Below are 14473 nucleotides of genomic sequence, written 5' to 3'. Positions count from 1 at the left end.
GCACTTAAGTCTCAGCTGTCAATACGGCACATTCCACTCCCATCACGATTCAAGCGTCTCGTCACTCTGATAAAACGAGATGGCGTAATCCTTCCAATAGTCATCGACGAGGGTTGGGTCATCGACGGCGAAACAATGCATGCTGCTCGGGCGGCCGGCATAGCATACGTCTGGACAGCAGACATATCTGGACTGTCCAAAGGACGCAAAAAATTCGTTCGGTCCCGCTTGGCTCGCGACGGCTGGGGAGCCCAGGCTGTAAAAATTGGTCTCAAAACGAAACTGCCTCCTACTTCCGATTTGATTGCTACATCCCGCCTGGTGAATGGCCTGCGAGCGCGGATAGGGGAGAACAATCAATGAAGAACCATCTTGAAATGCAACTCACCGCGATTGCCGACCTTCGGGCATCGCCGTTTGCCGCCCGCAACCACCCTCGCGAAAAACGCCGCAAGTTATCCGCCCACATGCGGACGTACGGCCAACTTGTTCCGTTACTTATTGAAAACGGCGGCTTCATCATTGACGGGCACCTGCGTCTCGAAGTCGCTCGCGAGATCGGGCTTAGCCACCTCTTGATGGACTTCTCGAAGATCGTCGAGATCTTCGACGCCAGCGCGGTGTCATTCGTCTCGGTCACCCAGCAGTTCAACACCACCACATCGATGGGCAGACTGACACTCAATGTGCTTCTATCCTTCGCGCAGTTCGAGCGCGAGGTCACAGCCGAGCGCATCCGCGACAAGATCGCAGCATCCAAGAAGAAGGGCATGTGGATGGGGGGTGTGGTGCCGCTCGGCTATTGCGTGGAGCATCGCAAACTAGTCATCGACGATGCTGAAGCGAAGATCGTTCGACATCTCTTCGAGCGCTACCTTGTTCTGAAGTCAGTGCGCGACCTTGCTGACGAGGCCGCGAACGATGGGCTCGTGACGCGAACCCGCAAACGCCAGGATGGGACTGTTGCGGTCACGATGCCCTTCGGCCGCGGCAACCTCTATCACCTGCTCTCGAACCCGGTCTACATCGGTAAGATTAAGCACAAGGATCAAGTCCACGACGGCGAGCATGAGCCGATCATCGCTGGCACAGTGTTCGATCAGGCGCAGGCGCTTTTGGCCAGTCAAGCGCCGCGCCGCAGGAGCGCATCAAACGTCACTCAGCCACATCTTCTGACCGGCCTCCTTTTCGACGAACAGGGCGAGAAGCTGCGATCGGTGCATGCCAATAAGCGCGGCGTTCGCTACCGCTACTATGTCTCAAAACAGTTCGTTGATCAGCGGCGCGGCAGTTGCGCCGGATGGCGTCTTCCTGCCGATGCAGTTGAATCAGTCGTTGAGCTTCAGCTGAATCGTATTCTCAGCGATCACAGCCAAATGGCTGATTTGATTGAGCGTTGGGGAGGTCCCGGCGAGATCCAATACGCGCTGAGCCGCGCGGCTGAGGTCAAGGCTGCCTGGAGGTCCAACACGGCTGACGCTAGGCGATCTCTGCTGCAGAAAATTGTCCGCCGCATCACTCTTGGTCAGAAGTCGCTGGCCGTCGACATCGACGGCCGAGCACTGTGCGAACATCTGCTCGATCGAATTTTGCCATCAGATGGCGGTGCCGAGACTTTTTCGATCCCTTGCCCATTCGACATCAAGCGACGCGGTGTCGAGATGCGCATTGTTCTCACCAATGGCTTATCCAACACCGCTGTGCCGGACGCCGGGTTGATTGACGTCGTGCAACGCTCCCAGCGGTATCTCCATCAACTCACAGATGGCTCTAGCCGAAGCCTGACTGAGATCGCTAGCTTGAACGCTACGACGGTCTCTGAGGTGAGCAGGCTGCTGCCGCTGGCGTTTCTCTCGCCGAAGATCGTGTCGAAGATTATCACGGGCAATCAGCCGATCGAACTCACAGCCCACAGGCTTTCGCGCCTGTCCGGTCTTCCGCTGGCCTGGACCGATCAGGCTGCCCTGCTCGGGCTCTGATCCCAGCCATCGGTCGAGCATCGCTTTTCCAAACAGTTGGCTACGGAAACGGGCCTGCAGAGACGAAGGCCCAAAATCGAGCTGTTCTGGGCCGAGAAGGCGGCGTCTCCACCAAGCGTTGTCAGGAATAGGTCGCTAACCCAACGGAAATGTCGACTCTATTCTGAGACGGCCGAAAACGAGCCAAAACTGGCGGACTGAATGGTGGGCCCGGAGGGCGTCTTAAAGTCGTTGATTTCGTTACGTTTTTCGTGGGCAAAAATCAGAAAGCTTGCCGTATCGTTCCGCATGCTCCCGTGACGCAAGACAGTGGACTGTAGCCAACCTCGTTTTTCGAACGTTCGGAGCCATGCTGTAGGACGGCCGCATTGGGGCCGACTGCGGTCAGTCCGCTTATGGGAGCGGATGGCGGAAAGCTGCGGTTAGGCTCTCGACCCCATTGCCGCCGCTCCTGCTTCGCTCCGGGAGGACTGCTTTTAGCCCTTAGAGGACTTTGTGCCTCGGCTTTCCTGGTAAGCCTGCACGGCGGATGGCCCGGTGGGATGTCGACCGCGAGCCGGGACTAGCCATCGAATCCGAGCAGCCAGTGGATGCCGCAAGCTGCCAGATTCGCCTTAATTTCGTAGCGCCGACTCAGTCGCTTTCTACAAGGTAGTGCTTCCTAATCTCTTTTTCTTCGTAGAGATCATCATTAACCATCGCCACGATGATGGCGACGACGGCAAAGCACAGATCAACGTCGGCCTTAGCAATCGGCTCTGTTTTCGTGTTGTGAGCGATAGCATTTCTGAGCTTTTCGCACTTGTCGAAACCGTTCTTAACGTCTCCCCATATCTTCACTTTATCGAGGCCGCCGACAGACGGTGGCATGTTCGCCTTTATGATCGCCTGCAGTTTCTGCATCAGTCGGATGTCAGGCTTGATCCGCTGATCGTCGGATTGACCCTTGTCGAGTTTCTCACGCTCCGATTCAACGAAGCTGTCGAGTGCCGAAAAATATGAGAAAAATGCCTGCTTGAGTTTTCCCTCTTCCTCGAACGCGAAACCTTCGGCAATCGCTTCCGCAGCATATCCGATACGACTGCTTTCTCTGGAGTAGGAAGCCACGATGAAATTGAAGCGCACATCCATGTTCATTTCCATGGAAGTACCAGACAAGCTTCCCCTGACCAGCGCTCGGCACCCAAAGCGGTCTGCCATCTGGAGTTCCAAGGCAAGCTTCCCTGTGCTTTCAGACGTTGCTTTCGGTAGCTCATATTCGGGATCATCGTGCGGGTCATCGTCAACGAAGTACCCATAGTCGTGCAGTATCAATCTATGGATGAAAATCGCTTCGTCCGAGAGATCGAACTCGTGCCAGATTGGGTAGTCCTTATCGGTTCCCCCGTCGTACGGGATGAAATCGAAGTCGGGAAGGAGTTCAGTGGTCCTATAGACGCGCTTGACCTCGGAGGCCTCCAATTTAAGGCAAACACTGAGCTTGTCCTGGCTCAACGCCTCCATCAGCTTACTCATGAATTCGCCTCGAATCTTGCAGAGCATTCGTATCCACGGTCTGGAGATCACGTCGGTTGCGCGAGTACAACCATCAACGACTGAAACCCATGGGGGATTTATGACCACTTCCGCCGGCCAAAAACCAAGCTTGATGGACTTTGCTCGCGCGAAAACTTTGTTGGCGGCTCGACTTCGCAAACTCGATGCGACCGGCACGAGTGGGTTTGAAGGTCTCATGCGAGACGTCCTGTCAGAAACCACAGGTCAGCTGTTCAGGTTGGCCAAATCGGGCCCGCAGGCAGGATCCGATGTTCGGACCATCGAGCACAATACATTTCGCGTCGGTCTAGAGGCCAAAAGATATGGCGCGAAAACACGGCTTAGCCTTGATCAGATGAAGGCAAAGGTCGTCGACTCCGCTCTTCAAAGCGACCCTGTCGATCTATGGATACTGGCTGCCTCGCGGGAGATCCCGGTCACCGATATCGAAGCGCTCCGAGACATTGGAAACCGCTTGGGAGTAGCTGTGCTGGTCCTCGATTGGCCAAGCCACAAAGACTCGCTTCCCGACCTGGCGGTCCTTTGCCTTGAAGCGCCAGTCGCCATTGCGCGCCACTTGGGGAACGACCGATCTCTGCGGGACGTGGTCAAAGCAATTAGATCCCACCCGGATTTCGCAAAGTCTCGCGTGAGGGTCCGCCAAAGGCTGCTGGACGCCGATATCGGATATGCGGCAGCTGTGAGCGCCATGAAGACCTGGATTGAGGTTGGTTTGTCCAATCCCCTGAATGCGGCATCACGTCTTGGCGGGAGCTTCAACAATCTGCATGACCCTGCCGTGAGGAAAGTCTTACGGCCATCGCTGAAAGAACAGCTCGACAGATGGCTCATCAGCGGTCGACCTGCGGTTCTGCTCGGTGATGAAGGCATGGGGAAAACCTGGTCCTTCTTGTCCTGGTGGGCAGCGAATTCCGCAGACGGCCGTAGTCTGCCTCTGTCGGTTTTCGTCTCCGCCAATGACGTCCGGGACGACAACGCCGAGGAGCTGCTGGCCAAGGTTCTAGCCAGACGGCTCGGTCATGGCGATGCGACGTTCTGGCTACGCAGAGTTGGGCTCTGGCAGCGCGCCGAGTTCGCCGGTCAGCAATTCATTCTGGTCGTCGATGGACTGAACCAGAATTGGCGAAAACGCGATTGGTCGGATTTCCTGCAACCGCTCTACGACGAGCGCTGGAAAGGTCGCTTTGCCGTTCTGGCCAGCTGCTGGCCAGATCATTGGGCCGATCTGCACAGGCTGGCGCCTTTGGCTCCCCGTCCAGATGAAATTCGTGTTGGTCCCTTCAGCAATGACGAGCTGAAAGCGCTGTTGAAGTTGCACGCGGTGGAGGGTGAGGCGTTTGGAGATCGGATGCTGGATCTTATGAAGGTGCCGCGTCTCTCCCAGCTGGCTATCGAACGGCGTGAGGCCCTGGCGCCAACAGGCGATATAACGCCCGAGCGGCTCGCATACGAAGATTGGAAGCACAGGGTAGGTCGGCGCGGAGCAGCGCTGGCGATTTCCGATGAGGAATTCCGAGATTTCATCCGCGATCTCAGCAGCGGCGTGAAGGTTTCGCTCGATGACGCAATGTTCACCCGCGCTGATCTGGTTGCGAAACTGGGCCGGGAGAGCGGCAAGGGCCAGGACGACCTTCGCGAAACAGTGGCGGAGCTAATCGCCGGGCGTTGGCTGGAAGCAGGTGACGGCCCTCATCGGTTTAAACTCCGCAAGGAGCTCACGCCTTTCGTGCTCGGCCTTCTGTTGGCGGCTGAACTGAGAGGCCTGGGCGATGAAGGCGAGGCCGCTGCCATCATCGCCACGTTCGTAGATCCCTACAAGGGGCAACGGCTCGGCGTTTCGATCCTGCGAGCGACAGCAACAATCGCGCTCCTGGACGGGCTTGTCGGCCGACCTGCTCGGCGTGCCATCGTTCATCGGTGGGTGGGCGAACAAAACTTCTCTCAGGTGGACTATGACGCTTTCTGGCGTTTGATCGGCCTGGATTTTGAGCTTTTTTGCCAGATTGCTGAGGAGACCTGGCTCGCCCGGTCCGGCAACAGGTCGATGGATGAAATCCTGATCAAGGGACTGGCACGAGCCTATTCCTTCGCAGAGATCGCGCCACGCCTCATCAGACAGGTGACGATCTGGCTGGGATGGCTCTGGGCAGACCCAGACGACGGACGCTTCCTTGGTCAGATTGACCCGAACTCCGAGCGATCGGTCAAAAATCGCAAGCGAACTCATGACAACCTGCGACGATGGAATGACTCGCCGATATCGTCGACCTGCCCGACCGTTGAGCTTGTGACCACGGGCGACGTGAGTTGGCTCGCTCACCGGGTGTTCGGGATTCTTTCGTTCCTGCCGCTGCAGGCATTCACTGACGCGTTCCTTGCATGGGCAATCAGCCGGGCAATCATGGCCACCGCCAATCATTTCGAGGAGCTGGCCTGGGTCTTGCGCCTGGGCGCCGGCAAATCTGGCGATTTTCATGCTGCGCTGCTGAAAGCCGTGGACGAACTGACCGCAACAGGTGATGACATTACGCTAACTGGCGGGCAATGGCTTCTGGAGGCTCTTGGAGACGCTGTCGCCGGGGCGCACCTGGCTGCGTTGGTAAAGGACAAACCACCTGCAGTCTTTGCAGACCGCGCGGATGCCCAAAGTCCGCTTGATCCGAACGGTTGCGTAGCGAACCATGATGCCAAGTTCGCTGGCGACCAGCTTTGGCTGCTCGGGCGCCAGTCGAGTGATGACGACAATCGTTTTGAGCGCCTAAAAGCTATGTTGGCCCACACAGACCCAAATCTCCTGCAACAAATCGTTCGCTTGGCGGCCCTAAGCGCCCCGGGGCGAAACGAACTCGAATTGCAACGTCTTGTGGCCGAGGCCAACCGACTTTCGCTACTGTATAGACAGGAGGAGAGACTTCTCATCGCCGATGCCATCAAGGATTTGATCGACGCCCCGGCCATCGCCAAGGACGATGATCTTCCTTGGTGGCGAGCACGCGAGCTGGAATTGCGGCTTTGGGACCTCGAACCTGAACAACTGCTGGATAGAGTGCTCGACGATTGTCTGAAGCTGCCGATCCTCGCCAGGATCGAGAAGATACTGCTGCGTTGTAGACAATCAGCCATAAGATCGCGCCTTTCCAGATTCCCGCTAACCGGTCCTCGCGATGACGTGCTCGGCGGGCTTCTGCTCCTGAGCGCCATAGCTGATGAAGAGGCTCTGGATGGTTGGTCAGATTTGGCGCCACTTGTCAGCAGCGTGGACGCAGAAATACGCGGCGCCGCCTTCGAACTGGCACCAGAGACACGCGACAGTCGGGTGCTGCAGGCGATCGCCGATAGCGGATGGAAAGCTGCGGAAGCGAAGAACCTCAAAGACCGCTGTCGGGGATCATTGGCGTTGCTGGCTGCAAGCGAGATTCTGCAACGCCCGGAACTGATCGAAGAGGCGGATCCCGAAATCTGGGCCGTCATGCTTCAACGAAATCCTGAAGACCCGGTCGCACTGCAAAAATATCATGACTTCGTTCGCGGTGCCTTCGATAGGCTGGATCAAAAGGGAGGCTCCTGGTCCTACCCGAGATATTGGGCAAACCACGACCTGCCGATGACCATCTTGATTGCGAAGCAAGGGGCGAGCCTCGTGGCCTGGTTGGACGCTTGGCTCGACGAGCGTAACCACATTTCGAACGTAGATACGCTTGATGAATTTCCTCTCGTTGCCCTGTGTGAGGGACTCATTCGATCCCTGCCCGCGGCTGGCATTCCGTTGTGGCGGAAGTTGAATGACGCAAGGGATCGAGGCATCATAAAGAACCCTCGGATAACCCTGTTGCCAATTGAGGCGCCAGCATGCTCTGCTGGAGATGAAGGACGCCGGGAGACTCTTGACCTCTGCACGACTGACAATGTGTTGCTTGACATGGCGAGGGCCGCCATCCAGCACGGCCAATCGAGTTGGCTTGACGCCACCATTCGGGATGACGAGGCCAGTGGCGATGCTGCCCGGATCGCGCGGGCTTATACGCTCCTGGGTTTCTGCGATCTGACTCCCGCATTCGAAAAGATACGGACCGAGTTCGAGGCGAGGAAGCCACGAACAGGCTGGCTGGCCGAGGTTTACGCGACTGGCAGTGATCACTATCGTCGAAACAGATGGGCGCGCGAGTGGTATCGACGCTACCTACACGCCGCAGATCATGCGACCGCATTTGCTGCCCACGAAGTTCTCGCGAAGACGATCGACGGGCGAGCCAACCTTTGGATCAAGGGTAAGGATATTGAGCTGCTCACGACTCCGGTCGGGCGACACTGGGACACGAACCTGACCGTACTGAACCAAGCCATCAAGAGCAGGAGCGAAACCCTTCAGGATAAGCTTTATGGTGCAAGAATCATGAGGCAGACCCAATGCCTTGGCTCTGACGGGGATTCGACACCGAGCAACCGAAACCGCCAGTCCGTTTTCGAGCTCTTATTGACCATCATCGATGATCAGCGGCTAAGGCAGCTTCCGGCCAAAGAGCAGTCCGCCAGAATGGCCGGGATGAGGCGCATTGCGGCCTGACAGCTCTGGGCCGGTAGCGGGATGGCAGCTTTGGAGCGCCGAACGCCATAAGTGGACAAGGCTAATCACCTCACGAAGCGGCCAAGACCCCAACTCGCCATTCAAACACGCTCAGCTTCATTGTAAACGCGGACGCCCGTTGATCCTGAGATACCCGCCGCTAAAAAGGCGTCACGCCGCAGGAGCGGCGCAGCTACTTGTAGACCGCTTCCGTCTTCGACTGGATGGCCCCGGCCAGCGCCTTCAGTGTCACGATGACGTGCCGGAAATAAGCATCGTCAATGACCAATTCTTCCCCAGCGTCGCCCCGACGCTTGTCGCCCGCCTTCTCGACGTAGAGCTTGTTGATGAGCCCGCTGTTGTGGATGATGATATCCCGTGAGGCCTTGATCTCGATGAAGGCGCGCACTGTTTCCGGCTCAAGCTCAATCGACAGCACCTTCGCCGCCTTGTCGAGATATTCGGACGGTTTGCCAAACATCAGTCCCTCGCACTTCAGCGCGACGAAACGGCGGATCACGTCATCCCGGTCCCCGTGCTCAAGGAACAGGTCGAGGGGAATACCGCTCTTGTCCGCCAGCACCGATAGCTTGGCGGGAAAGGTACTCGCGGCGATCGCGATACATTCCTGGATGAAGGCTTCGACCCGCGACACCATCGAGACGATGTTCGTCTCAAAGACGCCGCGCTCGTGCTGGGCGTAGAAGATCAGGCCGATATCCTCGTCCCGGCGCCGGCTTATAACCGTGCCTTTGCGCTTCGGTACCGGATAGGGCTTTTTCGCCTTGCTCTTTGAAGACCGGAGCTTGTCCGCGCGCGTCTTCAACTCCGGTCGCAGCAGCGCCGTAAATATCCATGCGTCGTTGAGATAGCGGTAAAGCCGGATGTGGCGCGTGTAGATCGCCTTCGATACAGCACTTTTCCTTGCCACACGTTCTCCCCTGTCGTCATCGACGATCCTACGATATCCTAGACATTACGGCCACTGACATCCGCCTCGTATAAAGCTATGTCGTTACAGAACCGGAATTGTCTCCTCGCCTCCCGGGAAGACCTCACGCTAATGTTCACAACAGATTAGACCAGTCTTGGCACTTCCGGGAGACCGATGCTGAAAGGCCCAAAACACTGTTGCGGGGATGAATGCTTTACGCCTGGATTGACGGAATAAAGCGTGCTCCCCTCGCCAAAGGGGAAAGCACGGTCTGCAATGATTGCGGCGGGTTGCTGACCTCCGTCATGCCGGTCGAGAATGGCAGGCACTGGCGGCACAAGGCCGGGGATTGCGATCCATGGAGCGAACCGGAAGGCCCCTGGCATCGAGGCTGGAAAGAGGCCTTTCCCGAGAACTGCCGCGAGGTCGGTCTGATCGACCAAGCGACCGGCGAGCGCCACAGGGCCGACGTGCTTTGCAACGCCGGTACCGTGCAGGCGGCCGTTCTGGAGCTGCAATACTCTCTGATTTCGGAGGAGGAGCGAGCGGCACGCGAAGCCTTTTATCGTCAGGGCCACCGCCTGTATTGGCTCGTCCACGTTCATGACGGGCCGTCGAGCTTCACCGGCTGGAGCTTCAAGGCCTCGATGAATTGGGGAGCCCGGCCCGTCGAGATCGATGGCCGCCGCTATGCGATCATGCAGTGGATGGGCCGCAGCAAACAGTTCATCGAGAAGTGGAAACGAGCGACGGGCTATGTTTTCCTTGAGTGCGAAACTTACATTTTCTTTCTCGCCGGCGACGAGCTGGCGCGGCGCGTAGCCGGCGGAATTCCCCTCAAAAAGGGCGAATACGTGCTCAGTCGATGGAGTCGGGAAGACTTCATCCGCTCCGTTCAGTGGACGGGCGGCGCATGAACCAAGGCAAAGCATGGGTCGAGTTGGGCGACGGGCTCGTGCAATACATGGCGGCGGCCGATGAGACTATGCGCGAGCTGCGGGAAGCCGACAGCCCCTTGCTGAAGGCGCTGCTGCAGTACGACGCCTATTTTCGGCGCGACCTGTGGGAGCACGTATCGCCGACGCCGGCCTTCGCCTTCGTCCTCTTCCTCAACGCCTACCAGATGTTTCTCGGCGCGGCGCGCATGGCATTAAGCGGGCATCCGGCGGCGGCTTTTCCACTTGTGCGGACCGCCCTCGAATCTGCAAGCTATGGCTACCTCATGGAGCAGCAGCCCACCCTCTCCGAGGTCTGGGGCAATCGACACCGCAGCGAGGCCGACATGAAGGCCTGCCGCAACGCCTTCACCTTCGATAAGGCGATCAAGGGTTTTGCCCATAAGGCTCCGGATATCGATAGGCTCGCCAAAGAGGCCTACGAGGGCGCGATCGACTACGGCGCGCACCCCAATCTGAAGGGCGTTTTCGGCCATGTGTCGATCAACGAAGATCGACCGGACGGCATGGTGGCCGTCACCCACACCAGCCTATACGGCTCAGGTCACCACGAGACGATCCGCGGCATCTGTGCCTGCCTCGACTTCGGCTTTGCCATTATCGGCATCATTGCGCTGTCCGGCCCGACCGCGATAAGCTGCAGGACGAGCTCCAGGCGTTGAACGACGCCAAGGAAGCGGCGATCGCCGCCTATCAGTCTGCGGGATAGTTCGTCCGCCGTTCCTGAATCAATGGCCCCTCCGGCAAGGTAGCAGAAGCGAGGGCGACAATACGTCGATGTGTGCGGGCCTACCGGATCTTGATGCAGATCGGCGCTGGCATCAAGCCGCAAATTTCGGGCGCCCAACCACACATAAACGAACGTCGGCTTTGAGGGTCAGCAATTGGCCCGGCTAACGACCGACTTGACTCGCATAGCCGACAGGCACCTTTGGGGCCGGGAGCGGAATGGCGGCTTTGGAGAATAGCGTGGAGAAAGCGGACTGCGTATGTGTAGCATCATAAAGGGGTTGAGCGGCTCTAGCTATTGATGAGCCAAAAATGCGGAGGTATCGGCAGTCGATAATGCCGACAAGCTGCCATAAACAACACACTCAACCCAGCTTTCACGGCGCTTATCTCGCTGATGTCCATGCAGTTCTCCATGGCCAAGTTGATGGTTTCAGCGACGTCTTCGAGGCCTCTGTGAGGCGACAAATCGGTGACACACACGCCGTGATCGGTCTCTCCCCGCCATATTTGTGAATCTGTCTCTGCGTCGGGGAGCCAAGCCTGGTGTGTACAGTTCGGTAGAAATCTCGCGAGGCGCTCTTTGAATGTCACTTTCTCATCATCACTTGCTGCTATATGCTCCAGCCAAACGAACAGATAGGGGTACAAGACGCTTCCACTGCACGCTTCCGCGCGATAGGAAGCGTCAGCGCTCACGGGATGATTAAGAAGGTCCACATAATCGCGGAAGCAAGTCGGGTAATGTGAGTTGATGCTCAATGCCAATGTAGTTTGATGGGCGACTGATTTCAGCCAAGGCAGAAATTGCGGGGTCGAGCCCGTCATTTGCGCGAGGTACATGACCAACGCAATTTCGATCATGTGATCGTCTTTGAAGGGCGAATTAAGTGTTGGGTTCGAATTAATTAGATGGACCATCGTGTCCAAGACGAGCCCAGTACTTTCTCTTAACGCCCTCGCAAACTCCGCATCTTCGTCCGTAAAGGTCTGAGCCAGTGAGGCTGTCCAGCAACCCCGAATGGCCAGGCGACCAAGGAGCTCGAACAACGCCAAATTGACATCCACCGCCTCGCGTGACCGAACCGACGTTGAAAGGGCATGAAGCCGCTTGCTATGTTCGAATGCAGTTTTAGCCAGATACCGTTCGGAACATGCCAAGTACAGCTTGATAAATTGATCGAGTAGGACTTGTAATGACCGATCATGCTGGATTGGTCGGCGTCTTGGCGGCTGAGCGCGTACTACATTCCAGCAGAGCATGACGCCCAACTCCGAGACCGTGTAGATGCTCTCCAGATTGCCTGCTTCGATAGCCCACGTGGTTATCGCATTCAGGCAGATATAGGCCTGCCTTAGGCGAAGAAGCTGGATGTTTGGCGCCAGCTCCTCCTCAACCAACAGATTGTGTAGAAATGCACGAGAATACTCATAGCAAGCACTCGGCTCATTCACCATGGCGACCGCCTTTTGGAAGCTTCGCCGGGGCGCTTCATCCAACAATTCGCGCGCGAGCAAGCTACGCATCATGAGATCCGCCAAGCGGTCTCCATTCCATTCCTGATACTTGACCTTACCCGTTTGGTTTTGAGTCGAATAACCGGCCCAGTTCATGAGAACGGTTTCATCTAGCTCACCGCCGCAACACAGAATTATTCGGACCGGAAGTCCAGCATGTTCGGCCGCCACATTTGCACGCAAGTAAACGTCGCGAATTTCGTTCAACTCGGGGCGCACCGCCTGCACCCCGTCATCCCAATCGCGCCTCGTGATATTCCCTGCCTTTATGCAGAAGAGATACAAAAAACGCTCGTCATCCTCGCCTTTGATTTTGCCGACTGCTGCAATGTCCACGCCGTTCTGGCGCGTACCAATCATCGGTGTATTCAGCACCCGTAGGCCGATCTCTGCGAGCAGGTTTGGGAGTACAGATTTGTCTAAGTCCCCCCGCTCCTTCAGTGATGCGAGGTACTCCTTAAGGATGATTTTCATGCGGACCGCCGCTTCATCGCGCGGAAAAATGTGAGCCTCGCATTGAATCCAACAGGGTCGATGACCATCAGCCGGGGTAATTCGACGCTGTGTGAAATCTCCGAAAGCGCAGAAATGTTCGGATGCTTCTTCCCTTCCGCGCCCTGAATAATCGAAAAGCTCTTTCGTCCATATAGCAGCGTATGATGTGTCATCAGGCTGGCAAAGATTGACCTTTCATGAGCTAGTTTCTGGATGTCTCGATTGCGATCCCGATCTTTCGCCGCAACTGCGCGCCGGTGCTCAATCGATGGAAGTAGTTCAACTAAGTCCCGGGTCGTCGCAAGACCCGCAATATGCGTGTCATGTTTAGAAAGCAGCCTCTTTGCGCAATTTGAAATGCGCTTGGAAGCGTTTGAACACTGCTTCTCAAGGAAGTCGCGCAAATCCCCACCGTAGCTCAAGAGCAATGGATCAAACAAAAGCTTTTCAGCCGCCGATTGTGCTTGCGGCTGCCCATACTTGACGATGCTCAAGAGAATTGCAGCTGCCGCCACCTCATGGTGCCACAGGAAACCGACGCACTTTTGCGCTATGAAAATCTGGTCGTTGGCATCAGGTGGCAGATGCTGTTTCTGTATCCAAACGCCAGCCCCTTTGGGGCCTCCGCTCAGCAGATCCGCCAGAAACGAGCACAGACCAAACTCCCCTACATTAAGCCATGCGGCAAAGAGATAAGAGGCATGTTGCGGGCTGCTCAAGGCCCAGCTAGCGAAGGAATGATAATCCCGCTTATCGGCCTTCTTACCCAGACCAGGAATTAACGCAGTGAAAACGGGAGCAACCCGCTTGAAATCCCATCGATCATCATTTTTTTTGATGGCATGGTCCAGATTGCTGAGTGTCGCGCTGCTGTTTGACGGCAACGTCTCGAGCATGCCAAGCACCTGATCGATACTGTCTTTCGGCAAGGCTCGTTCGTAATAAAACAACATTGCAGAAAGGAGGCTCAGCTCATTGGCGCTCCCTTTCTTCCCGAGGGTTTCGATGAATTCCCGCTGTCGATAGGGTTCCGAAGGCCCCAGCTTCTCCCAGAGCCTAAAAGCGGCCTCCATGGCCGCAGCCCTTACGTCGGGATCTGTTTCGCGTTCGACGAAGCCAAACGCATCATCCACGCCCTTTTTAATGTCAGTCACGGACACTATTTCCATTCGGCCAAGTGCTCGCAGCCCAATTGCGCTCACGGAGTTATTGGTGTTCCGAATAAGATCAAAGGCCAGCGCCGCACCACCAACGCCCGCGACCACGAAAACCCCGTGCGCCAAGCAAAGATCGTCCAATCCCTTGATGCCATCAATGATCTTGCCAGCCTCCTCTGGATGATTTTTGGACCAGATGCCGAGCGAAAGGTTTGGCATGCCCGCCATACCATCCGATCCCGCCTTGTTAACCAGCATATGTACAAGAGTTAAAACCTCGCGATGCGAGCAGTTGAGGTGTGGAATAGCCTCGTTCAGCGGATGCACCGCGATCCAGAACTCGTTGTGTGCAAGCGCGTCGATTGCTGACAAATTCTGATCGGATGCCAGATTGACTAAGCCCGCATTGTGCAATTCGCACAAAATATCGCCTAGCTCTTTTCGCTCAGTTCGCAATTCTTCTAGCGCCAAAGCTTGTACCAAGCAGCCTCGCTCATCGGCATTGATCAAATCAAGGCGCAGGTCGGGTGAGTTGTCCATCTAGTAGGAACCGAATCGTTGAGCTAAGCTGACACTAACAACTC

8 protein-coding genes are annotated in these 14473 nt (G+C 56.7%); 4 read left to right on the top strand and 4 right to left on the bottom strand.

The genetic code is table 11. The annotated features are described in order from the left end of the window. The first annotated feature begins 359 nt into the window (after positions 1–359). Positions 360–1979, top strand: coding sequence for a recombinase family protein (locus AC0L3E_RS02100; RefSeq protein ID WP_473604128.1), 1620 nt, complete (start codon positions 360–362; stop codon positions 1977–1979). 633 nt (positions 1980–2612) lie between these two features. Here the strand turns inward: AC0L3E_RS02100 and AC0L3E_RS02095 are convergent. Next, positions 2613–3494 (bottom strand): hypothetical protein, encoded by an 882-nt coding sequence (locus AC0L3E_RS02095; RefSeq protein WP_473604127.1) that lies wholly within the window; start codon positions 3492–3494, stop codon positions 2613–2615. A gap of 100 nt (positions 3495–3594) precedes the next feature. Between AC0L3E_RS02095 and AC0L3E_RS02090 the strand changes: the two genes are divergently transcribed. Further along, entirely contained in the window at positions 3595–8100 is a 4506-nt protein-coding gene (locus tag AC0L3E_RS02090; protein WP_473604125.1) for an NACHT domain-containing protein, read from the top strand. Between the two features lie 193 nt (positions 8101–8293). Here the strand turns inward: AC0L3E_RS02090 and AC0L3E_RS02085 are convergent, their stop codons facing one another. Beyond that, positions 8294–9031, bottom strand: a complete 738-nt coding sequence (locus AC0L3E_RS02085) for a hypothetical protein (protein WP_473604124.1) — start codon at positions 9029–9031, stop codon at positions 8294–8296. 212 nt (positions 9032–9243) lie between these two features. Here AC0L3E_RS02085 and AC0L3E_RS02080 point away from each other — a divergent pair, with 212 nt between their 5' ends. Continuing rightward, positions 9244–9951, top strand: a complete 708-nt coding sequence (locus AC0L3E_RS02080) for a competence protein CoiA family protein (RefSeq protein ID WP_473604123.1) — start codon at positions 9244–9246, stop codon at positions 9949–9951. A gap of 23 nt (positions 9952–9974) precedes the next feature. Then, positions 9975–10652, top strand: a complete 678-nt coding sequence (locus tag AC0L3E_RS02075) for a hypothetical protein (RefSeq protein ID WP_473604122.1) — start codon at positions 9975–9977, stop codon at positions 10650–10652. Positions 10653–11010: 358 nt separating this feature from the next. On the opposite strand, the gene AC0L3E_RS02070 is transcribed toward AC0L3E_RS02075, so the two are convergent. Further along, a complete protein-coding gene (locus AC0L3E_RS02070) occupies positions 11011–12711 on the bottom strand; it encodes a hypothetical protein (RefSeq protein ID WP_473604121.1) in 1701 nt (566 codons plus the stop codon). Beyond that, positions 12708–14429 (bottom strand): hypothetical protein, encoded by a 1722-nt coding sequence (locus tag AC0L3E_RS02065; protein ID WP_473604120.1) that lies wholly within the window; start codon positions 14427–14429, stop codon positions 12708–12710. The genes AC0L3E_RS02070 and AC0L3E_RS02065 overlap by 4 nt, the downstream gene beginning before the upstream one ends. Positions 14430–14473 lie beyond the last annotated feature (44 nt).

Source organism: Mesorhizobium sp. WSM4822 (genome assembly GCF_055811155.1).
The sequence above is the reverse complement of the archived record's forward strand: the minus strand, read 5'-3'. Positions and strand labels throughout refer to the sequence as shown.